Origin of the sequence: Nonomuraea sp. NPDC050404 (assembly GCF_040655495.1) — a bacterium.
Classification (GTDB): Bacteria; Actinomycetota; Actinomycetes; order Streptosporangiales; family Streptosporangiaceae; genus Nonomuraea.
Window position 1 is genome coordinate 1,165,380 of sequence record NZ_JBFAKB010000001.1, and the last position, 22,081, is coordinate 1,187,460.

The 22,081-nt window shown below is 70.5% G+C and carries 20 protein-coding genes; 14 read left to right on the forward strand and 6 right to left on the reverse strand.

Features of this window, described 5'->3' with window-relative positions; translation table 11 throughout:
• Window positions 1-28: 28 nt before the first annotated feature.
• Window positions 29-1,534 (reverse strand): MDR family MFS transporter, encoded by a 1,506-nt coding sequence (locus tag AB0I81_RS05095; protein WP_360650066.1) that lies wholly within the window; start codon window positions 1,532-1,534, stop codon window positions 29-31.
• Between the two features lie 4 nt (window positions 1,535-1,538).
• On the reverse strand, window positions 1,539-2,129 hold the full coding sequence (locus AB0I81_RS05100) for an NAD(P)H-dependent oxidoreductase (RefSeq protein WP_360650069.1): 591 nt from the start codon (window positions 2,127-2,129) through the stop codon (window positions 1,539-1,541).
• Between the two features lie 114 nt (window positions 2,130-2,243).
• Here AB0I81_RS05100 and AB0I81_RS05105 point away from each other — a divergent pair, with 114 nt between their 5' ends.
• From AB0I81_RS05105 to AB0I81_RS05120, 4 genes are all read left to right on the forward strand, one after another.
• Window positions 2,244-2,972, forward strand: coding sequence for a TetR/AcrR family transcriptional regulator (locus AB0I81_RS05105; protein WP_360650072.1), 729 nt, complete (start codon window positions 2,244-2,246; stop codon window positions 2,970-2,972).
• Between the two features lie 92 nt (window positions 2,973-3,064).
• On the forward strand, window positions 3,065-3,508 hold the full coding sequence (locus tag AB0I81_RS05110; RefSeq protein WP_360650075.1) for a YciI family protein: 444 nt from the start codon (window positions 3,065-3,067) through the stop codon (window positions 3,506-3,508).
• A gap of 118 nt (window positions 3,509-3,626) precedes the next feature.
• Window positions 3,627-4,898 carry an RNA polymerase sigma factor gene (locus AB0I81_RS05115; protein WP_360650078.1) on the forward strand — a complete coding sequence of 424 codons (1,272 nt, stop codon included), beginning with the start codon at window positions 3,627-3,629 and terminating at the stop codon, window positions 4,896-4,898.
• A 14-nt stretch (window positions 4,899-4,912) separates the two neighbouring features.
• Window positions 4,913-5,359 carry a GNAT family N-acetyltransferase gene (locus AB0I81_RS05120; RefSeq protein ID WP_360650081.1) on the forward strand — a complete coding sequence of 149 codons (447 nt, stop codon included), beginning with the start codon at window positions 4,913-4,915 and terminating at the stop codon, window positions 5,357-5,359.
• 3 nt (window positions 5,360-5,362) lie between these two features.
• Here AB0I81_RS05120 and AB0I81_RS05125 read toward each other — a convergent pair whose 3' ends face one another.
• Window positions 5,363-5,887: a CGNR zinc finger domain-containing protein gene (locus AB0I81_RS05125; protein WP_360650084.1), complete on the reverse strand. Its 525-nt coding sequence runs from the start codon at window positions 5,885-5,887 to the stop codon at window positions 5,363-5,365.
• Window positions 5,888-5,948: 61 nt separating this feature from the next.
• Here AB0I81_RS05125 and AB0I81_RS05130 point away from each other — a divergent pair, with 61 nt between their 5' ends.
• From AB0I81_RS05130 to AB0I81_RS05160, 7 genes are all read left to right on the forward strand, one after another.
• On the forward strand, window positions 5,949-7,247 hold the full coding sequence (locus AB0I81_RS05130; protein ID WP_360650087.1) for an MFS transporter: 1,299 nt from the start codon (window positions 5,949-5,951) through the stop codon (window positions 7,245-7,247).
• A gap of 290 nt (window positions 7,248-7,537) precedes the next feature.
• A complete protein-coding gene (locus AB0I81_RS05135) occupies window positions 7,538-8,875 on the forward strand; it encodes an extracellular solute-binding protein (RefSeq protein ID WP_360650090.1) in 1,338 nt (445 codons plus the stop codon).
• A gap of 55 nt (window positions 8,876-8,930) precedes the next feature.
• Window positions 8,931-9,887, forward strand: coding sequence for a sugar ABC transporter permease (locus tag AB0I81_RS05140; RefSeq protein WP_360650093.1), 957 nt, complete (start codon window positions 8,931-8,933; stop codon window positions 9,885-9,887).
• Window positions 9,884-10,711, forward strand: a complete 828-nt coding sequence (locus AB0I81_RS05145; protein ID WP_360650095.1) for a carbohydrate ABC transporter permease — start codon at window positions 9,884-9,886, stop codon at window positions 10,709-10,711. Before AB0I81_RS05140 ends, AB0I81_RS05145 begins: the two co-directional genes overlap by 4 nt.
• Entirely contained in the window at window positions 10,708-12,117 is a 1,410-nt protein-coding gene (locus AB0I81_RS05150) for a GH1 family beta-glucosidase (RefSeq protein ID WP_360650098.1), read from the forward strand. Before AB0I81_RS05145 ends, AB0I81_RS05150 begins: the two co-directional genes overlap by 4 nt.
• Window positions 12,098-13,096, forward strand: coding sequence for a LacI family DNA-binding transcriptional regulator (locus AB0I81_RS05155; protein ID WP_360650101.1), 999 nt, complete (start codon window positions 12,098-12,100; stop codon window positions 13,094-13,096). Before AB0I81_RS05150 ends, AB0I81_RS05155 begins: the two co-directional genes overlap by 20 nt.
• Window positions 13,097-13,106: 10 nt before the next feature.
• Window positions 13,107-14,102, forward strand: a complete 996-nt coding sequence (locus AB0I81_RS05160; protein ID WP_360650104.1) for an aminoglycoside phosphotransferase family protein — start codon at window positions 13,107-13,109, stop codon at window positions 14,100-14,102.
• On the opposite strand, the gene AB0I81_RS05165 is transcribed toward AB0I81_RS05160, so the two are convergent.
• Window positions 14,046-16,400: a M64 family metallopeptidase gene (locus AB0I81_RS05165; RefSeq protein ID WP_360650107.1), complete on the reverse strand. Its 2,355-nt coding sequence runs from the start codon at window positions 16,398-16,400 to the stop codon at window positions 14,046-14,048. The genes AB0I81_RS05160 and AB0I81_RS05165 overlap by 57 nt on opposite strands.
• An 84-nt stretch (window positions 16,401-16,484) precedes the next feature.
• Window positions 16,485-17,744, reverse strand: a complete 1,260-nt coding sequence (locus AB0I81_RS05170) for an anti-sigma factor (protein ID WP_360650110.1) — start codon at window positions 17,742-17,744, stop codon at window positions 16,485-16,487.
• Window positions 17,745-17,866: 122 nt separating this feature from the next.
• Here AB0I81_RS05170 and AB0I81_RS05175 point away from each other — a divergent pair, with 122 nt between their 5' ends.
• The 3 genes from AB0I81_RS05175 to AB0I81_RS05185 all read left to right on the forward strand — a co-directional run bounded on the left by AB0I81_RS05175 (window position 17,867) and on the right by AB0I81_RS05185 (window position 21,463).
• Window positions 17,867-19,063: an FAD-dependent oxidoreductase gene (locus tag AB0I81_RS05175; RefSeq protein WP_360650113.1), complete on the forward strand. Its 1,197-nt coding sequence runs from the start codon at window positions 17,867-17,869 to the stop codon at window positions 19,061-19,063.
• Between the two features lie 91 nt (window positions 19,064-19,154).
• Window positions 19,155-20,492 (forward strand): class II 3-deoxy-7-phosphoheptulonate synthase, encoded by a 1,338-nt coding sequence (locus AB0I81_RS05180; protein WP_360650116.1) that lies wholly within the window; start codon window positions 19,155-19,157, stop codon window positions 20,490-20,492.
• A gap of 203 nt (window positions 20,493-20,695) precedes the next feature.
• Window positions 20,696-21,463, forward strand: coding sequence for an SAM-dependent methyltransferase (locus tag AB0I81_RS05185; protein WP_360650118.1), 768 nt, complete (start codon window positions 20,696-20,698; stop codon window positions 21,461-21,463).
• 54 nt (window positions 21,464-21,517) lie between these two features.
• Here the strand turns inward: AB0I81_RS05185 and AB0I81_RS05190 are convergent, their stop codons facing one another.
• Window positions 21,518-21,892 (reverse strand): thioredoxin family protein, encoded by a 375-nt coding sequence (locus AB0I81_RS05190; protein WP_360650121.1) that lies wholly within the window; start codon window positions 21,890-21,892, stop codon window positions 21,518-21,520.
• Window positions 21,893-22,081: the final 189 nt, after the last annotated feature.

The following is a 22,081-nucleotide window of genomic DNA, read 5'->3' on the forward strand; positions in this document are numbered from 1 at the left end:
GCAGATGTCCGGATATGTCGCTGGTGTTTCAGCGCAGCGGCACATTCCGTACGAACCAGGCGGCGGTGAAGGCGATCGCCCCGAGGATCGCCGCCCCCACCAGCACCCCGTGCAGCCCCGAGGTGACGGCCTCCGCCACGCTCGCGCGTACCGTCTCCCCCATCGTGGCCATCAGCTCGGGCGTCAGCCCGCCACCGCCCGCCATCCTGGCCGCCTCCCCTGGCCCGAGCCGATCGGCCAGCCCGGCCCCCATCCTGGCGCCGAAGACGGCGCCCAGCAGCGAGATCCCCAGCGAGCCCCCGATGGTCCGCATCAGCGTGACGGTGCCACCGGCCGCTCCCATGTCGCGAGGATCGGCGCTGTTCATGGTGATCAGCACGCTGCTCTGGGTCAGCAGCCCGATGCCCACGCCCGTCAGCACGGAGAGCCCGGAGGCCAGGCCCGTACCGGTGCCCACGTCGAGCACGGTCAGCGCGAGCACGCCCACCGTCAGCACGCCGCCACCGAGGATCGCGCACCAGCGGTAGCGTCCGCTCCTGGTGATGAGGCGGCCGGCGGTGAGCTGCGCCCCGAGCATGCCGAACATCAGCGGCATCAGCAGCATCCCGCTGGCGGTCGGCGTGACACCCAGCACGAACTGCATGTACTGCGGCAGGTACGCGGTCACGCCCATCATGACGGCCCCGGACGCGAAGCTGAGCACCTGGGCGAGGGTGAAGTTGCGGTCGTGGAAGAGCCTGGGCGGGATGACCGGTTCCGCGGCCCGCCGCTCGGCGCGCACGAATCCCGCCAGGCAGGCGACCGCGACCGCGCTCAGCAGGAGGATCCGCGGCGAGTCCCACGCGTACGCGGTGCCGCCCCAGCTCGTCACGAGGGTCAGCGCCAGGATCCCCGCCGTCAGCAGGGCCGCGCCGAGCCAGTCGATCCTGGCCCTGACCCGTTCCTGTTCCGGCAGCCGGATCATGAGCCCCACGACGAGCAGGGCCAGGGCGCCGATCGGCACGTTCACGTAGAACGTCCAGCGCCAGCTCAGCTGCTCGGTGAGCAGGCCGCCGAGCAGCGGGCCGCCCACGAAGGCGACGGGCATCATGATCCCGATCATCGACTGTACGGTGCCGCTCCGGCGGGGCGGCACGAGCACTCCGATGATCGCCAGGGCGCCCACCATCAGCCCGCCCGCGCCCACTCCCTGGACCGCGCGGAAGGCGATGAGCTGCCCGATGTCCCGGGAGACGCCGGCCAGCGCGGACCCGGCCAGGAAGATGCCGACCGAGATCATGAAGGCGCCCTTGCGGCCGTACAGGTCGCCGAGCTTGCCCCAGAGCGGCGTGGTGGCGGCCGTGGCGAGCAGGTAGGAGGTCACCACCCAGGACAGGTGGCTCAGCCCGCCCAGCTCGCCGGTGATCGTGGGCAGGGCGGTGCCCACGATCAGGCCGTCCAGCATGGCCAGGAACATGCCGAGCATCAGGCCGAACACGCCCATGTACGTGGCGCGGCTCACCGGTGCCACGGTCGTGGCCGGAGTGGTGTTCATCGCCTCACACCTCGTACGGGCGGGTGGTCCTGGCCTCGCGCAGGGCCTGCCCCCACCACGCGAGCTGGTCGAGCATGGCCTTGGCGGCCGTGTCCGCGCCGGGGTTGACGGCGGCCCCGTCGGTACCGATCTGAGCCCACGGGGCCTGCAGCCCGACCGCGTCCCTGACCGTCACGGCGTGCAGTTCGGCCAGCACGAGCCGGAGTTGCTCGACCGCCCGCAGTCCGGCCGAGAAGCCGCCGTACCCCACGAACCCGACCGGCTTGGCGTGCCATTCGCGGTTGTGCCAGTCGATGGCGTTCTTCAGCGACGCGGGGAAGCTGCGGTTGTACTCGGGGGTGACGAGCACGAACGCGTCGGCCGCCGCCATGCGCGGTCGCACGGCCTCCAGCAGGTTCCTGGCCTGCGCCGACTCCGGCGGCGACCCGAGTACGGGGAACACGGTGGGCAGCGGCGTCTCGACCAGGTCAATGAGGTCGGGCGTCATGTCGGCCCGCCTGCCGAGGTGGCCGTGGATCCAGTTCGCCACGGCGGGGCCGAAGCGGCCGTCCCTGATGCTTCCGACGAGAACGGCGACGCGCAAAGGGGTGTCCATGGGGCACCTTTCGATGTGTACAACGTATCAACGTCGATACAACGTACACAGCACTGTGTACGTTGTCCACTGCTGATACGCTGTACACGATCCGCTCAGAGGAAGGCAGAGGCCATGGCCGCTCAGGACAAGGACGACACCCCGCTGTGGGCCCGCCTGGAACGCCCCGCCCCGGCGCCCAGGCAGACGCTGTCGCCACGGCGGATCGCGACCACGGCCGTCGCCATCGCCGACGCGGAGGGCCTGGACGCCGTCACCATGCGCCGCCTGGCCGGCGAGCTGGGCGTGGCGCCGATGGCTGCCTACCGGTACGTGTCCGGCAAGGACGAACTGCTGGAGCTGATGGTCGACCACGTCTACTCCGAGCTGGAGCTGCCCGACGGCACGGCGGGCTGGCGTGAGGCGCTGCGCGCGGTCGCCCTGCGCACGCGCGAGCTGATCCTCGCCCACCCCTGGTTCGGCCAGCTCCCGCCCGGCGCGGTGCTCGCGCTCACCCCGAACCGCACGGCGGTCTCCGAGCGCATGCTGAGCGCCGTGGCCGGGCTCGGCCTCGACCTCGACACCGCGATGGCCGTCGTCACCAGCGTCAGCTCCTACACCCACGGCATGACCGGCCAGGAGGTCGCGATGCGGCAGCTCATGGCCGGGCGGGGGTGGTCGGATGAGCAGGAGGTGTACACGAGCCTGGCCCCGCAGCTCACCTACCTGCTCGACACGGGCCGCTACCCCACCTACAGGCGCTACATCTACGAGGGCCGGTGCAAGAACGACCCGGGGTGGCAGTTCGAGACCGGTCTCGAATACGTTCTGGACGGCATCGCCGCCCGGGTCGGCGCGAAATAATTCCGGGGGCGTGTCGATCCGCGCCGCCGCCGTTCGACGCCTTGGCGGAAGCGGCCGGCACGGCCGTCACCCGACCCGAGAGGACGACACCGATGAAGTTCATGATCGTGGGCAAGGGCAACGCCGAGACCGAGGCGCCGGGGGCGATGCCCAGCCAGGAGCTCGTGGACAACATGCACGCCTACAACGAGTCGCTGGTCAAGGCGGGGGTGCTGCTGGCGGCCGAGGGACTTTACCCCAGCTCGCGCGGTGCCCAGATCGCCTACAGCGGCGGCAAGGCGAGCGTGATCGACGGGCCGTTCGCGGAGGCCAAGGAGCTCATCGCCGGGTTCTGGCTGATCCAGGTCAAGTCGCGGGAGGAGGCCATGGAGTGGGCGCTGCGCGTCCCGGTGCCGCCGGGGTACGACGGCGTCGGGCTGTCCGTGTGGCAGGTGTTCGACGCCTCGGACGTACCGGACGACTCGATGCCGGCCGAGGAGCGGGCCCGCGAGGAGGCGCTGCGCGAACGACTCGGCGCGAACAAGCCCGGCACCTGACGAGGACGGCTCGGGTGCGGACCTGTCCACAACCGAAAGACGTCCCGGTTGCAGGTCCCGCCCACGACCGGAGGCGTCCCGGTTGCGGTCCCGTCCCCGCCGCTGATCTGATGGGTTCGTGACTGCTTCCGACACGCATCGCGCCATTGAGGCGGTATGGCGCATCGAGGCGGCCCGGCTCATCGCCGGGCTCGCCGGGATGATGCGCGATGTCGGCCTGGCCGAGGAGCTGGCGCAGGACGCGCTGGTCGCCGCGCTGGAGCAGTGGCCTCGGTCCGGCGTCCCCCGCAACCCCGGCGCGTGGCTGATGACGGTCTCCAAGCGCCGCGCCATCGACCTGATCCGCAGGAACGAACGCCTGCAGCGCAACCTCGTCGAGCTCGGTCACCGCATCGACCTGGAGGAGGAGCTCCCGGACGTCGACGAGATCGAGGACGACCTGCTGCGGCTGGTGTTCACGGCCTGCCATCCCACGTTGTCGATGGAGGCGCGGGTGGCGCTGACGCTGCGCGTGCTCGGGGGCCTGACCACCGACGAGATCGCGCGGGCCTTCCTGGTCACGGAGCCGACCGTGGCCCAGCGCATCGTGCGCGCCAAGCGGACCCTGGCCGACAAGAGGATCCCATTCGAGGTGCCGCAGGGCGCGGAGCTGGCCGGACGCCTGTCGTCGGTGCTGGAGGTCATCTACCTCATCTTCAACGAGGGTTACTCGGCCACGGCGGGAGACGACTGGATGCGCCCCGCCCTGTGCGAGGACGCGCTGCGGCTCGGCCGCGTGCTGGCGGGGCTGATGCCCAGGGAGCCCGAGGTGCACGGCCTGGTCGCGCTCATGGAGATCCACGCCTCCCGCGCGAACGCCCGGGTGGGCCCGTCGGGCGAGCCGATCCTGCTGCTGGAGCAGAACCGCGCCCGCTGGGACCGGCTGCTCATCGGCCGCGGCCTGGCGGCCCTCGGCCGGGCCGAAGAACTGGCCGGGGAGATGGGGCCGTACACGCTGCAGGCCGCCATCGCCGCCTGCCACGCCCGCGCCGTCCGCCCGGAGGACACCGACTGGGTACGGATGGCGGACCTGTACGAGGCCCTGGCCAAGCTGGCCCGCTCCCCCGTCGTAGAGCTCAACCGGGCGGTGGCACTGTCGATGGCCTACGGCCCGGCCGTCGGGCTCGAACTCCTGGACCAGATCGTGGACGAGCCGTCGCTGCGCGACTATCACCTGCTGCCCAGCGTACGCGGGGACCTGCTGTTCAAGCTGGGACGGCCGGCCGAGGCCCGGGTGGAGTTCGAGCGCGCGGCGGCCATGACCCGCAACGCCCGCGAACGCGTTCTCATGGAGGAACGCGCCGCCGCCTGCCAGACCCCCGCAGCAGTCAGCCCGAACCCGGACACGTGAGGATTCCCCGGCCCGTGCCACGACTCGAAGAGATCACCCCCGACAACCTCTCCGACGCCCTCGGCGTCGAGGTGCGCCACGATCAGGAGCACTTCGTCGCCCCTGTGATGGCCTCCCTGGCCGAGGCGTACGCCTCCCGCAGCACGGCCTGGCCCCGCCTGGTACGCGACGGCGAACGGGCCGTCGCGTTCGTCATGGGCAACTTCGACCCCGACAACGAGATCCAGGCTTTCCGCTGCGGCATCTGGCGGCTCAACGTCGCGGCCGGGGAACAGGGCAAGGGGTACGGCCGCTTCGCGGTGGAGGCCCTGTGCGAGGAGGCCAGGCGGCGCGGCCAGCAGCGCGTCACGGTGCTGTGGGAACAGGGACCGGGCGGCCCCGAGGGCTTCTATCTGCGACTCGGCTTCAAGCCGACCGGCGAGGTGCTCTTCGGCGAGCGGGTGGCCGAACTGCTGCTCTGAGGCTCACGACCGGGCGGCTCTGGCGCGGTGGCGGCGTACCGCGTCGAGGTTGGCGCAGCGGTGGGAGCAGTAGCGTTGGCGGCCGGTGCGGGAGGTGTCGGCGAAGATGGTCGAGCAGCCGTGCACGGCGCAGCGCCTCAGGCGGTGCATGCCCCGTCCGACCAGGTGCAGCGCGGTGCCCACCGAGATGAGCGAGGACAGGACGGAGCCGAGCGGCCGGTGGTCGTCGCGGTAGTGCAGGTGCCAGCCGCTGCCGGCGTGGTCGGTCAGGCGGGGGTGGGCGGCGGAGGCGGCCAGCATGCGGTTGACCAGTTCGGCACGCGCCTGCTCGTCGGCGGCGTCGACGACCTGCTCCCACGCGTCCAGGACGGCCAGGGTGCGGTCCAGGTCCTGTGGTGTGACCGGGCTCTCCAGCACCAGCCCGGCGTCCTGGCAACGCTCCGCGAGTTCCCCGGCGGTCGCCGGGCGGCGGTTGGCCAGGGCCGCCGCGAGGTTGACGGCATCCTCGCCGTAAGGGTTGAGATGCATAAGACCATTACATCAGGCTGGTTCGCATGGCACACCATCCCCCGGCGTACGGTCCGCGCCCGTGACCAACGGCCCACAGCACCAGCCGTCCATGACGAACCTCTCCCGGTCCCGGGCGATCGACCGCGACGGGCTCGCCGGCGCCACCCGTCCGGCGGGGCGCTACCGCTGGGTCGTGCTCGGCGTGGCCACCTTCACTCAGGCCGCCTCGGGCTTCTTCGTGCAGGGCATCGGCGCGATGAGCGTGCATCTGGAGAGGGACCTCGGCCTGAGCACGACCCAGCTGGGCCTGCTGCTCTCGGCGTCCCAGCTCATCCCGCTGATCGGGCTGCTGGTGGCCGGGGAGTTGCTGGACCGCTACAACGAGCGCTGGGTCGTCGGGGTGGGCGCCGGGATCGTCGCCGTGAGCCTGCTCGCGGGCAGCGCGGTGCCCGGGTATGCCGGTCTGCTCCTGGTCCTGCTGCTGGTCGGCGCGGGTTACAGCACCGTGCAGCCCGGGGGGAGCAAGTCGGTGGCGTCGTGGTTCGAGACGTCCCAGCGCGGGTTGGCCATGGGTGTGCGGCAGGCCGGTGTACCGCTGGGCGGTGTGGTCGCCGCGGCCGCGCTGCCCCTCCTCGCCGGTGCCGCCGGATGGCGGGCCACGCTCGTGGCCGGCGGGCTCGTGGCGCTGCTGGGAGCGATCGCCTTCATGGGCCTCTATCGCCGCCCACCCATCGCGACACTGATCCCACCGGCGGCCCCACCACCCCCTCCGGCCGCACCGGCCCCGCCCAGCCCGTTCAGGGAGCGGTTGCGGATGTTGCGGGAGCCGTCCATGGTGCGGAGTCTGGTGTCGGGGACGAGCCTGGTCTCGGTGCACAGCGGCATCGGCGTCCTGGCCGTCCTGCACCTGCACGAGGCCGCCTCAGTACGGGCGGAGCAGGCGGCGCTCGTCCTGGTGGCGGCGCAGGCGGCGGGCGTGGCCGGGCGCGTCTTCCTGGCGGCCTGGAGCGATCGTGTCCGCTCGGGACGCTACACCTCCGTCCTGATCTGCCTGGCCGCCGTGACCGTGGCGATGGCGGCGCTGATGACCCCCGCGGGCCGTTCGCCACTGGCGGCGTGCCTCCTGCTGGTCTGGCTCGGCTTCTTCGGGATCGGCTGGTACGGCCCATGGGTCGCCTACGTGGCCGAATCCGCGCCCCCGGGCAGGACGGGGTTCGCGCTCGGCCTGGCCATGGCCGTCACCCAGATCGCCATCGTCCTGGTGCCGACCGTGCTCGGCCTGCTCAAGGACCTCACGCACAGTTTCGTACCGGCGTGGGGGCTGCTGACCGCGATGACCGCGGTCGCGCTGGCCGTGACGGCACGCCGTCGCCGGTGAGGAGCGCGGAAACAGCCCGCGTGACCGGGGGAAAGAGGCCCCGGTGCGGGTGATGTGGCACAAAAGGTGCCTCTTGAGGTGGGAGCGCTCCCAATCAGCTCTTTGGGAGCTTTATGACGATAAATCCTGTTTCTGAGTGATAAACCGCCCCATTGGTAACGGTTAAGTTTCGCGGCATTGACGTCCCGGACCCATAAGTGCACCCTTTGTGGGAGCGCTCCCAAAGACTCCCACCGCGGCGGAGCGCGTGCCGCGGTTCTCCCCAACATTCACCCGAGAAGGGGTCCCCCATGATGATCAGCAAGCGCCGCGGTCTTGCCGCGGCCTCGGCCCTGGCCGCCGCGGCGCTGGCCGTGGCGTCCTGTGGCTCCGGCGGCACCGGCACGGAGTCCAGCGCTCCCGCCTCCTCCGCGGCGGCCGGGCCGGTCACGATCCGCGTGCAGACCTTCGGCGGCGGCAGCAACTTCGGCTACAAGAACGCCGTCGACAAGTGGAACGCCGAGCACAAGGACATCCAGATCAAGCACGAGAACCTCACCGACCAGTTCGAGCAGCAGTACTGGCCCCAGATGATCCAGTGGCTGACCTCGGGCAGCGGTGCGGGCGACGTGGTCGGCATCGACGAGGGCGGCATGGGCCTGGCCAAGGCGCGCAGCGAGTGGTGGGCCGACCTGAAGGAGTACGGCCTGGAGTCGCGCAAGGCCGATTTCCCCGCGTGGAAGTGGGAGAACGGCGTCGGCGCCGACGGCAAGCTGTTCGCCCTGGGCACCGACATCGGCGGCATGAGCCTGTGCTACCGCACGGACCTGTTCAAGAAGGCCGGCCTGCCGACCGACCGCGAAGAGGTCGGCGCCCTGTGGCCGACGTGGGACGAGTTCATGAACGTCGCCAAGAAGTTCCAGGCCAAGGTGAAGGACACCAAGTTCGCCGACGGCACGAACACGCTCTACCAGGTGGTCCTGTACCAGGAGGCGGCCAAGAACGGCAACGTCACCTACTTCGACAAGGACAACAACCTCATCGTCGACAAGAACCCGGCGGTGAAGACGGCCTACGACTTCGCGCAGAAGATGAGCCAGCAGGGCCTGACCGCCAAGCTGCGCAACTTCACCGACGAGTGGGCGACGGGCACCCAGAAGGGCGCGTTCGCCACGGTCGGCTGCCCGTCCTGGATGCTCGGCGTGGTCAGCGGCAACGCCGGCGACGACGCCAAGGGCCAGTGGGATGTGGCCTCGGTGCCCGGCGGGGGCGGCAACTGGGGCGGCTCCTGGCTGGCGGTGCCCAAGCAGTCCAAGCACCCGAAGGAAGCGGCCATGGTCGCCGACTACCTGACGCAGGCGCAGGCCCAGGCGAGCATCTTCACCGACTTCGGCAACATGCCGAGCAACACCAAGTCCCAGCAGGACCCGGCGGTGCAGGGCGCGAAGAACGAGTTCTTCAACAACGCCCCCATCGGTGACATCTTCGCCAAGTCCGCCTCCAGCCTCCAGCCGGTCTTCCTCGGCGTGAAGCACGCCCAGGTCAAGAACGCCATCGAGTCGGTCATCCAGGGCATGGACGACGGCTCCGTCCCGTACGACAAGGCCTGGCAGCAGCTGGTCGACGACGCGGTCAAGGCCGCGGGCTGATCCTCCCGCCCGGCCCGCCCAGCGGGCCGGGCATATTGCCGCCGAAAGGTCTGACATGAGTCTCGACACCCTTCCACGGGCGGCGCGGAACAACCACCGCCGCGCTCGCCCGCCCGGCCGCCGATGGCGTTCCCGGCTGGACGTCAAGGCGATGCCGTACGTCCTGGTGTCTCCGTATTTCATCCTTTTCGCCGCCTTCGGGCTCTTCCCGCTGGCGTTCACGCTCTACTACTCGCTCTACGACTACGACCTGACCGGGACCGTCGAGTGGGCCGGGCTGGGCAACTTCACCTCGCTGCTGACCGACGACGACTTCTGGCGCGCGACGGTGAACACGGTGGGCATGTTCGTCATCGCCACCGTCCCCCAGATGTTCCTGGCCCTGTTCCTGGCCAACGCGCTGAACAAGCGCCTGAGGTTCCGCCTGGCGCTGCGGATGAGCGTGCTGCTGCCGCTCGTCACGTCGGTGGTCGCGGTCGCGGTGGTGTTCACGCAGCTGTTCGCCCGCGACTGGGGCCTGGTCAACTACGTCCTCGGCCTGTTCGGCGTCGAGTCCACGAACTGGCGGGCCGAGCGCGTCCCGTCGTGGATCGCGATCGCCATGATGGTCGACTGGCGCTGGACCGGCTACAACGCGATCATCTTCCTGGCCGGCATGCAGACGATCCCGCGCGACCTGTACGAGGCCGCCTCGATCGACGGCGCGTCGCGGCGCAGGCAGTTCTGGCAGATCACGCTGCCGATGTTGCGCCCGACCATGATCTTCGTGGTGCTGAACTCCACGATCGGCGGCCTGACGCTGTTCGCCGAGCCGATGACGTTCTACAACGGCAACCCCGACGGCGGCTCACAGGGCCAGTTCCAGACGGTGGCCATGTTCGTCTACAAGGAGGCCTTCCGCGAGTTCGACTACGGCTACGCCTCCGCGGCCGCGTGGCTGCTGTTCCTGCTCATCCTCATCGGAGCGGCGATCAACTTCCTGTTCGTGCGCAGGATCGGGGGCACGAAGTGAACATCTGGAAACCGACCGTCCTGACCAGGGTGATGCTGGGGCTGGCCATCCTGCTGTCGGTCTTCCCGCTGTACTGGATGCTGGTCATCGCATCCCGTACGAACGCCGACGCGGTCAAGGTGCCGCCGGCGCTCCTGCCGGGCGGGAACCTGGGCGACAACATCATCGCGGTGCTCACCCACCCGGAGGCCCAGTTCGTGCAGGGCCTGACGAACTCGTTCATCGTGGCGAGCGTCGTCACCATCTCGGTCATCTTCATCTCGACGCTGGCCGGCTTCGCGTTCGCGAACCTGAACTTCAAGGGCCGCAACGCGCTGCTGCTGCTCGTGCTGCTGACGATGGCGGTGCCGCTGCAGCAGATGGGCGTGGTGCCGCTCTACCGGCTCATGGTGAGCCTGGAGTGGACCAACACCCTCAAGGCGATCATCCTGCCGTACCTGCTCAACGGGTTCGGCGTGTTCCTCATGACGCAGTACACGCGGCAGTCCGTGCCGATGGAGCTGATCGAGGCCGCCCGGGTGGACGGCGCCGCGACGCTGCGCATCTGGTGGAACGTCGTGCTGCCCGCGGTGCGGCCGGGCATGGCGGTGCTCGGCATCAACACCTTCATGCTCATGTGGAACGACTACATGTGGCCGCTGATCGTGGCCAACCAGAACCCGACCGTGCAGATCGCGATCAACTCGCTCAACGCCCGGTTCTCCACGGAGTACTCGTTGATCTTCGCCGGCACGGCGTTGTCCATCATCCCGCTCATCGTGGTTTTCGTCGCATTCGGCCGCCAGATCGTCGGCGGACTCATGGAAGGTGCGGTCAAGGCGTGACGACACAAGAAGAACAGACGCGTGCCGGGCTGCGCTTCCCCACGGGGTTCACGTGGGGATCCGCTACGTCGGCGTACCAGATCGAGGGTGCCGTCGAGGAGGACGGACGAGGCCCGTCGATCTGGGACACCTTCGTCAAGAAGCCGGGCCGGGTGCTCAACGGGCACAACGCGGACGTGGCCATCGACCACTACCACCGCTACCGGGACGACGTCGCCATCATGGCGGACCTGGGCCTGTCGGCCTACCGGTTCTCCGTCTCCTGGCCCCGCGTCCAGCCGGCCGGTTCCGGCCAGATCAACCACAAGGGCCTGGACTTCTACAAGCGGCTCACCGACGAGTTGCGCCAGCACGCCATCGACCCCTGGCTGACCCTCTACCACTGGGACCTGCCCCAGGCGCTGGAGGACAAGGGCGGCTGGCCCAACCGCGACACGGCCTACCGCTTCGCGGAGTACGCGGCGGCCGTGCACGAGGCGCTGAAGGACCACGTCCACACCTTCAGCACGGTCAACGAGCCGTGGTGCGCCGCGTTCCTCGGCTACGCCTCGGGCGAGCACGCCCCGGGCAGGCGCGAGCCGGAGAACGCGATCAGGGGCGCGCATCACCTCAACCTGGCGCACGGCCTGTCGGTGCAGGCGATGGACGCCCAGCGGGTCGGCGGCTGCGTCAACCTGTACGCGATCACGCCGCACACCGACAGCGAGCGCGACCTGGACGCGGCCCGGCGCATCGACGGCCTGCAGAACAGGTTCTTCCTGGACGCCATGCTGCTGGGCCGCTACCCGGAGGACGTGCTCGCCGACCTGCCCTTCGACCTCGGCTTCATCGAACCGGGCGACATGAAGACCATCGGCGCGCCGATCGACGTGCTGCTCGTCAACTACTACAGCCGCTTCACGGTCTCGGGAGCACCGGGCGGCGCGCAGTCGGCGGCGGCGGCCCCCACGGACTCGGGTTCCCCGTGGGTGGGCAGCGAGCACGTCTCGTTCGTCAACGCCGGCCGGCCGGTCACCGCGATGGGCTGGGAGATCGACGAGGGCGGCCTGACGGAGATCCTCACCCGGGTGGCGCGGGAGTACCCGCCGATCCCGATGGTGGTCTCCGAGAACGGCGCGGCCTTCGAGGACGTGCTCAACGACGGCCGCATCCACGACCGGGAGCGGACGGCCTACGTGGAGGCGCACCTGGGCGCCTGCAAGGACGCCATCGACGCGGGCGTGCCCCTGGAGGGCTATTTCGCCTGGTCGCTGATGGACAACTTCGAGTGGGCCTGGGGTTACGGCAAGCGGTTCGGCCTGGTTCGGGTGGACTTCGAAACGCAGGAGCGAACGCTCAAGGACAGCGCGCTCTGGTACGCGGAGATCATCCGGCAGAATAGGCGCCATGAACCGACCGACTCTTGAGGCAGTTGCTGCTCGGGCCGGGGTGGGCCGGGGCACGGTGTCGAGAGTCATCAACGGCTCGCCCAATGTCAGCGCCAAGGCCCGCGAGGCCGTTGAGCTGGCCATTCGCGAGCTGGGCTACGTGCCCAACCGTGCGGCGCGGGCCCTGGTCACGCGCCGCACGGACACGGTGGCGCTGGTGGTCTCCGAGTCCCAGTTCCGGGTCTTCGACGAGCCGTACTTCGCGGGCACCATCCGCGGCATCGGCTCGGCGCTGGCCGAGACGGGGCTGCAGCTCATCCTGGCCATGGCGCGTACCCCGGAGGAGCACGCACGCCTGGAGCACTACCTGACGGGCCAGCACGTGGACGGCGTGCTGCTGCTCTCGCTGCACGGCGCCGACCCGCTGCCCGGCAGGCTGGAGGCGATGGGCGTGCCGACCGTGCTGGGCGGCCGGCCCGTCGGCCTCGACCCCTACAGCTACGTGGACATGGACAACAGGGCCGGGGCCCGGCAGGCGGTCAAGCACCTGCTGGGCCTGGGCCGTACCGCGATCGCCACGATCGCGGGGTCCCAGGACATGGGCGTGGGCGTCGACCGGCTCTCGGGCTACCGCGACGCGCTGCTGACCTCCGGCCTGCCGGAGCTGGTGGCCTACGGCGACTTCTCCGAGCACAGCGGCGCGGCGGCGATGACCGAGCTGCTGCGGGCGCACCCCGACCTCGACGCGGTCTTCGCCGCGTCCGACCCGATGGCCCTGGGCGCGATGCGCGTGCTCAAGGCCGCGGGGCGGTCGATCCCCGGCGAGGTGGCGGTGATCGGGTTCGACGACTCCAAGGCGGCGCTGCACGCCGACCCGCCGCTGACCACCGTCCACCAGCCGACCGAGTCGATGGGCAGGCAGATGGCCCAGTTGCTGGTGGCCCGGATCAACGGCGAGGAGCTGCGCCAGCCCGTCGTCATCCTCGACACTCATCTGGTACGCAGAGAGACGGCCTGAAAGAGGTTCCGTGGACAGCAGGACCAAGCGCCGTTTATCGGATGCCGAGCTGGACGCGCTGGTACGCCGGGCGGCGGGCACGGGCCTCACCGCGGTCACCGAGCTGACCGACGGTTACGCCAACGCCGTCTGGCGGCTGAAGCTGGACGACGGGCGCGAGGCGGTGCTCAAGCTGTCTCCCCCGCCCGACCTGGAGCAGCTCAGCTACGAGCGCAACCTGCTGCGCATGGAGGCCGCCGCGATCGAGCTGGCGGCCGGGGCGGGCGTGCCCGTGGCCAAGCTGCTGCGCGCCGGGTTCGACGACCCGGTGCTGGGCGGCGACTACCTGCTGCTGGCCGCGCTCGACGGGGTGTCATGGAACGACGTGAAGCCCGAGTGCGGCGACGAGCTGCGCAGGGAGCTGGGCGGCCATCTGGCCAGGTTCAACTCGGTGACCGGCGAGGTGTTCGGCTACCCGCACGCGGGGATCACCGGCGCCACGTGGCGTGAGGCGTTCCTGGCGATGGTGGCGGCGCTGCTGGGCGACACCGAGCGTTACCCGACGCCGCTGCCCCGCCCGCCCGCCGAGATCATGGCGGCGTTCGAGGCCGCGGCGCCCGTCCTGGCGGAGGTGACGACGCCGCGGCTGGTGCACTTCGACGTGTGGCCGGGCAACGTCTTCCTCGACCTGCGCGGGACGCCGCGGATCGAGGCGATCATCGACCACGAGCGGGCCTTCTGGGGCGACCCGCTGGCCGAGTTCGCCACGCCGACCCTCTTCGGGGCGCTGAAGGAGGACGACCCGCTGCTGGCGGGCTATCGCGAGGTGACGCCGCTGGAGCTGACCCCGGCGGCGTTCACCAGGCTCGACCTCTATCACGCCTACATCTATCTGATCCTGCTGATCGAGAACGGACCCCGGCAGTATCCGCCGGACGCCTACGCCAGGGTCCGCAACGCCGCGACCTCCTCACTCACCGAGGTGCTCGACCGCCTCGTAGGCGCCGCCGCGGGGCCCGTCGGCTAGGTCGCCGCACCGGCTGCCGCCCTTGACCGTGTTCGGCACGCCGAGGTCGGCGGGGGTGTTGCCGGGGCAGGCGAGCGCGCCCCTGATCGTGCTGCCCGACAGGATCGGCGTCGTGTTGCCGCTCAGCAGCGCGGCGCCGCGCAGATCTGCTCCTACGATGGTCAGGTTGCCCGCGCCGCTCACGGCGAGGGCGCCGGTGACGCGGGCGCCGAGCAGGTGCACCTCGGCGGGCCCCGCCGCGGTGAGCGCGCCGGTGATCCGGCCGCCGTTGACCACCAGCGACGCGCCCGGCCTGACCACGACCGCGCCCGTGACCTGGGCGTCGTCAAGACAGGTGACGCCGGTGGAGACGGTGAGCGGGCCGCGGTGGGTGCCGGTGACGGTCCTGGTGCAGGCGGGGGGCGGGGCGATGGTCGTGACGGTGAAGCTCCTGGCCGCGCCGTAATTGCCCGCGGCGTCGATCGAGCGGTACTCGATGGTGTGCCGGCCGCGCGGCAGCCTGCCGTACACGAGGGAGTCGATCACCGTGCCCTGCTCGGAGAACGTCCAGGGCAGGTCCGGCGAGGTGGGCCAGCCGAAGTAGTTGAACCAGCCGTCGCCGTCCACCCGCGACTCCGAGACCACATAGCCGTCGCGGTCGTCGTCGCCGGTGAGCCGCATGGAGAAGGGGCCGTTGTAGACGTAGGTCTCGCCGGACCTGGCCAGCGGTTCCGACAGCTCGTACGCGGTGCCGGGGCCCGTGGCGTCGATCGTCCAGGTCAGGGTGCGCCCGCCGAGGCTCGCGGTGAGCGTGTGCGTGCCCCGCTTCAGCTCCAGCGCGCCCAGGTCCAGGTCGGTGCCCGTGTGGCGGGTGCCGTTCAGCGTCCAGGTGACCTCGGGAACGGTCGCGGCCGGATGAGTGGTCTCGACGTGGACGACGTCGTGGCGGCCGAGCGGCCGGTCGGTGGGCGTGGAGGAGACGAAGGCGGGCTCGACGCCGTCCGGCGGGGTGGTGAGGGTGGTGTCCACCGTCCAGGTGCGGGTCCTGGTGATGGCCGACCTGACGGCCGGGTCCCTGACGAACCCGGTCGGGTCGGAGACAGTGGCGGTCACCGTGTGGGTGCCCGGTGCCAGGCCGAGGATGCGCAGGTCGAGGGCGTCGCGGTCGCCCGGCAGGTCGCGGCCGTCCACGTTCCAGGTGGTTGTCAGGGAGTGGCTGACGGGGCGCATGGGCTCCACCCACAACACCCGGTCGGCGCCCACGGGCGCGGCCGTCGGCGTGGAGTCCTGGATCACCATGGTCTTGGCGGTGATGCGCTGCACCATGACCTCGCGGCTGACCTGGTCGAAGTAGTAGCCGAGGGTCTTCATCATGGAGTGCGCGCTGGGCCGCCACACGCCCGTGGTGAAGTACAGGCCGCCCTCGTAGCGGCCGATCGGGCCGCCCGACTCGCTGGGCTCGCCCAGCCAGCGCCACCACTTGCGCCGCTGGTCGCGCATCTGCTGCTCGGTCAGCAGCGTGTGGTGGGCGCTGGAGGGCTCCGCGCCGGTGTACGCGCCGCCGGGGACGCCGCGCTGGTAGTAGTCGTACTCGTCCTGCAGGCCGCCCAGGGAGTGGCCCAGCTCGTGCGGGCTGATCAGGGCGGACATGCTGTTGCTGCCAGAGGCTGTGGCGTACGAGCCGCCCGCGCCGCCGTACGTGGCGCTGTTGCCCAGCGCGAGGATCTGCCGGTTGGCCGATGAGGTGCCGGTGACCAGGTCGGCGTAGCGGGTGGCGGCGGCGTTGTCCATGGTGATCAGGCGCTGCACGCTGGCCGGGTTGCAGCGGCCCCAGAAGCCCATGCTCAGCGGCGTCGTACGGCGGGGCGAGTCCAGGCCGGGGTCGCAGCTGATGCCGGACTCGCCCGAGACGATGTCCACGCGGTAGACGTTGAGGTAGTTGCGGTAGGACTTGAACGGCTCGATCGACCACATCACGTTGAGGTGGCGGTCGGCGTCGGCCCGGAACTTGTCCTGCTCGGCCTCGGTGTAGCCGTCACCCAGGATGATCAGGTTGAACCTCTTGACGGGGGCGCCGGTGACCTGCACGGGCACGACCGTGGCGGCACCCGGTTCGGCCGCCGCCGCCACGGGTTCGGCGGCGAGGGCTGCCGGGACCTCGGCGGGTTCCGCGAGGGCTGCCGGGACCTCGGCGGGTTCCGCGAGGGCTGCCGGGGCCGCTGCGGGGGCGGCGAGGGCTGTGGGGGCGGCTGACGCCGGGGCTGCGGGGGACGCGCATAACATGGCGGCGGCGAGTGTCAGGGCCGCGAAGGTACGCATGATCGCACTATCGGCCCGCCCGGCCCTCCCGTCCACCCCGATGGATCACCCGGATGGATCACCCAGATGGATCACCCGAGTCGATCATGTGCCGGGCAGCTGGGCCAGCATGATGGGTCCCGTGGTGGGCTTCTTCGAGCCGCTCGCGGGCTCGACCGTGAGGGCCACGTGCTGGTCTCCGTCCTGCGGCGTCAGCACCATGGGCGGGCTCTTGCCGTCCTTGCGCCTGTGCAGCATGCCGCCCGAGCGCGGCCCCTTCGGCCCCATCAGCCACACCTCGTAGCCCTTCGTCGTGGGCAGCTCGGGCAGGCCCGAGGTGGCGAAGAGCATGCGTCCCTGCGTGCGCGAGATCACCAGCATGCCGCTGCCGCCGGTGGTGATGGGCTGGCGCATGGCCTCGGCGTCGGGCGCGGCCAGCACCGACGTCAGCACCTCGTCCCTGGTGTTCATGTCGCCCAGGTCGCGGCGGGCGTCGAAGGCGACCACGCCGAGCGCGACGGCGGCCGCCACGGACACGGCGGTCAGCGCGGCCATCAGCCTGGTACGCCGCCGCCGCAACGGCACCACCCGCCCGCCACCGGGCGTGCCGGCAACTTGCCCCGCCATGTTGTCCGGCCCGCCGGGGAACCGCCCCGCCCGGCCCGCCGACTTGCCAGTGCCCGCAGTGCCCTCCGGTGCACCGGGACCCGCCGTGCCCTCGGCACTGGGCCCCGCCATGCCTTCCGTTGTGCGGGGGCCAGCGGTGCCCTCCGGTGCGCCGGGGAGTTGCCCCGCCGTGCCCTCCGGCGTCACGGGGAGCTGGCCCGCCCTCCAGTAGACGGGCTCCCCCTGCTCGGGCGGCAGGTTCAGGGTCGGTGGGTCGTCGTCACCGCGTCCCATCCCCCGGGCCTGGGGCCCGATCCCGATGGTCTGGGGTCCGATCCCGAGCGTCGGGGCGTCCGGCGGAAGGGCCTGGGGCCCGTTCCCGGGCATTCCGGCGTCCGGCGGCAGTGGCGCGCGCGGAGGCACCCCCGGCATCCCGGATGCCCCGGGAACACCGGGGGCACCGGGCGTACCGAATGCTCCGGGGGCCCGCCAGATGGTTGGGCTGTCGTCGCGGACCTGTTGCGGCTCATCCTCGAACCCCCGCGACCGGTGCGCGGCGTCGAGGAGGCGGGCGCGCAGCCGGGCGGGCGGCGGCTCGGCCACCGCCTCCGCCAGCCTCGCGGCCGTTTCCCGCAAACGGCGCACTTCGGCCGCGCATCCTGCGCACGCGTGCAGGTGCCGCTCGAACTGCACCCACTCGGCGTACGGCAGTGCGTGCACGGCGTAGGCGCCAGAGAGGGTGTGGAGTTCGTCGTTCATCATCCACTCCCTGTTGTGAGAGGCGGCTCACGCATGTACTTCGGCCGGTCGGGCACGCCGGATGGCTATGAGGCTTGCTCATTTCGCATGACATAGGACACAATCTCATCGGGTGATGAATTATGGGATGCGTAATAGCGGGCGGTGGACCCGCCGGGGCCATGCTGGCCCTCCTCCTGGCCAGATCGGGCGTCGAAGTGACGCTGCTGGAGAAGCACGGCGACTTCCTGCGGGACTTCAGGGGTGACACGATCCACCCCTCGACCCTGCAGGTGCTCGACGAGCTCGGACTCGCACAGGAGTTCCTGAAACTGCCGCACCGGAAGGCGTACGACCTCAATCTCGTCTCCGACCGCGGCGACATCAAGATCGCGAGCCTGCGCCGGCTGCCGAGCGCGTACCGGTACATCGCGTTCGTCCCGCAGTGGGACTTCCTCAAGCTCATCACGACGGCCGCCGAACGCTACCCCGGGTTCCGGCTGCTGATGAACGCCGAGGCGTACGACCTGATCCGCGAGGGCGGGGCCGTGCGCGGGCTGCGGTACCGCGACGAGTCGGGCGAGCACGAGATCAGGGCGGACCTGACGGTGGCCGCCGACGGCCGGCACTCGGTGCTGCGCGAGCGGGCGGGGCTGGTGCCCGAGAACCTCGGCGCGCCGATGGACGTGGTGTGGTTCCGGCTCCCCCGGCACCGGAGCGACCGCGACGACACGTTCCTGCGGATCTCCCCCGGGCACATGATGGTGGCGATCAACCGCGAGAGCTACTGGCAACTCGCCTACCTGATCGTCAAGGGCGGCTACGCCCGGTTGACCGAGCAGGGCATCGACGCCCTGCGCGGCCCGGTGGGCGACCTGCTGCCGTGGCTGGCCGACCGGGTCGGGCAGATCGAGGGCTACGACGACGTCAGCGTGCTCACGGTCGCGCTCAACCGGCTGCGCCGCTGGCACCGGCCCGGGTTCCTGTGCATCGGAGACGCGGCGCACGCCATGTCGCCGGTGTTCGGCGTGGGCATCAACCTGGCCGTGCAGGACGCGGTGGCCGCCGCCAACCTGCTGGCGGGCATGCTCGGCTCGGGCGCGCCGATCCCCGAGTCGGCGCTGCACCGGGTGCAGCGCAGGCGCATGCTGCCGACCAGGCTCACCCAGGCGGCGCAACGACTGGTGCAGAACCGGGTGATCAACCCCGCGCTGACGGGGGGCCTGGACCCGTCGAGGCTGCCGCGCGACCTGACGAAGATCCCGCTGCTCAACCGGGTGGCCCCGCGCTTCATCGGCCAAGGGATACGACCCGAGCACGTGATGGTCAAGGAACTTTGACCGCCTCTGGGTTCGCAGGCGGATAACCGCATTCTCACAACGTGGACGGAGGGGTCGGTGGTGCCGAGCGAGTGGCATACCCTCGTATCTCGTGAGCAGCAATCTGGTGGACCTCGATTCCTGGCGCGCCCTCCCCGCGGCGCAGCAGCCCGACTGGCCGGACCGCGGCGAGCTCGACAAGGTTGTCTCCGAGCTCGGCAGCCTGCCCCCATTGGTCTTCGCCGGCGAATGCGATCAGCTCAAGGATCAGCTGGCCGCAGTCGCCCGCGGTGAGGCGTTCGTCCTGCAGGGCGGTGACTGCGCCGAGACCTTCTCCGGCGCCACGGCCGACAACGTGCGGCAGAAGCTGAAGACGTTGCTGCAGATGGCCATCGTGCTGACCTACGCGGGCCGGGTGCCGGTGGTGAAGATCGGCCGGGTGGCCGGGCAGTTCGCCAAGCCCCGCTCCAAGAACACCGAGGTGCGCGGCGGCGTGGAGTTGCCGGCCTACCGGGGCGACATGGTCAACGGGTTCGACTTCACCCCCGAGGCGCGCAAGCCCGATCCGTGGCGGCTGCTCAAGGCGTACCACTCCTCGGCGGTGACGCTCAACCTGGCGCGCGCGTTCACCAAGGGCGGCTACGCCGACCTGCGGCAGGTGCACGCGTGGAACCAGGACTTCGTGGCCGAGTCGCCCGCGGGGCGCCGCTATGAGCAGCTGGCCAGGGAGATCGACCAGGCGCTCGCGTTCATGCGGGCCTGCGGGGCCGATCCCGAGGAGTTCCACACGGTCGAGTTCTACTCCTCGCACGAGGCGCTGATCCTCGACTACGACCGGGCGCTCACCCGCATCGACTCGCGTACGGGGCTGCCGTACGACGTGTCGGCGCACATGGTCTGGATCGGCGAGCGCACCCGCCAGCTCGACGGGGCGCACGTCGACTTCTTCGCCAGGATCCGCAACCCGATCGGCGTCAAGCTCGGCCCGACGACCACGCCCGAGGAGGCGCTGGCGCTGATCGACAAGCTCAACCCGGCCAACGAGCCCGGCCGGCTCACGTTCATCACCCGGATGGGCGCCTCCAAGATCCGCGAGCACCTGCCCGCGCTGGTCAAGGAGGTCACCGCGACAGGGGCGCGGGTGGCGTGGATCTGCGACCCGATGCACGGCAACACCTTCGAGGCGCCCAGCGGGCACAAGACGCGGCGCGTCGATGACGTGCTGGACGAGGTGGCGGGCTTCTTCGAGGTGCACAAGTCGCTGGGCACGCACCCCGGCGGCATCCACATCGAGTTCACCGGCGACGACGTGACGGAGTGCGTGGGCGGCGGGCACGAGATCGGCGAGATGGACCTCGGGACGCGCTACGAGACGGCGTGCGACCCCCGGCTCAACCGCGGCCAGTCGCTGGACCTGGCTTTCAGGGTGGCCGAGCTGTACCGCGGCTGACCGAGCCGCACTCAAGCCGCATTCGAACACGGGCGCGGGCCGGAGACGTCTCCGGTCCGCGCTTTGTTGTGCGCGGTGCGATGGCGCCGACACGGCGCGTTCCCGAGTGATTTACGTCTCATCCGGTCCGGGCGAATCGTCGGGTGACTGTGCAGGTTATGGGGCTATGATCGCCGGAAAAGAGCCATAAATCTGGAGAAAACGTGGATAGTGCTCCGGAGGGGGTCGACCCGAACGTCCCCAACGCCGCGCGCATGTACGACTACTTCCTCGACGGCAAGGACAACTTCGCGGCCGACCGTGCGGCGGCGGAGCAGATCCTCAAGACGTTCCCCCAGACCAAGGAGGGCGCCCGCGCGAACCGGGCCTTCCTGCGCCGCGCCGTACGATACCTGGCCGACCAGGGTGTCGAGCAGATCGTGGACCTCGGCGCCGGCCTGCCGACCCAGGGCAACACGCACGAGAGCGCCCCTGAGGCGCGCGTGGTCTACGTGGACAACGACGCCGTCGTCTGCGTGCACGGCAGGGCGCTGCTGGCCAGGCGGGAGAACGTCGACTTCCTCCAGGCCGACGTGCGCGAGCCGGACGTGCTGCTGGACAAGCTGAAGGACCTGGTGGACTTCGACCGGCCGGTGGCGTTCCTGATGCTGACCATCCTGCACTTCCTGCCCGACGAGACCGCCTACGACCTGGTGGACAGGCTGCGTGAGCGGAGCGTGCCGGGCAGCCACCTGGTGATCAGCCACGCCGTGGACACCACGCCCGACACCACCCCGCAGGCGCTGGAGATCTACAAGCGGGCCAGGGCGTCGCTGAACCTGCGTACCCGCGAGGAGATCCTGCGTTTCTTCGACGGGTACGAACTGGCCGAACCCGGGCTGACGCACCCGGCCGGTTGGCGCCCCGAGGACGGCGACACCCTCGGCGGGAACGTCACCTTCGGCTACGTCGGCGTCGCCCGCAAGCTCTGATGCACCCCGTGAACGCGAAAGCCCCGCCGTACGAGGCGGGGCAGGTCGCGGGTGTCAGTTCTGCTGGGCCTTCTTCAGCTCCTCGCTGAGCTCGGCCCTGATGGCGTCCATGTCGAGCTCCTTGACCTGCCGGATCAGATCCTCAAGGGCGGGCGGGGGAATGGCGCCGGCCTGGGCGAAGACCACGATGCCGTCGCGGATGGCCATCAACGTGGGGATCGAGGTGATGTCGAACCCCTGCGCGAGGCCCTGCTCGGCATCGGTGTCGATCTTGCCGAAGGTGATGTCCGCGTGCTTGTCCGACGCCTGCTCGAAGATCGGCCCGAACTTCTTGCACGGCGGGCACCACTCGGCCCAGAAGTCGAGCAGCACGATCCCCTTGTCGGCGATGTCGTTGAAGTTCTTCTCTGTTACTTCGATGGTCGCCACAAGTGGCTCCTTGCTCGTTGTCGCTGGCTCTGCATCGGTGTCAACCACGTACCCGACACCAGCATTCCATGCCCCGGCCGCGGGCGCCGCCCCCGTGCCGCCGGTCACCGTCGGTCGCGGTGGTCACGGCGGTGGCGCGCCGGCACAACACCTCCGCGACCAGCCCGTACGCCTCCACGCGCAGATCCG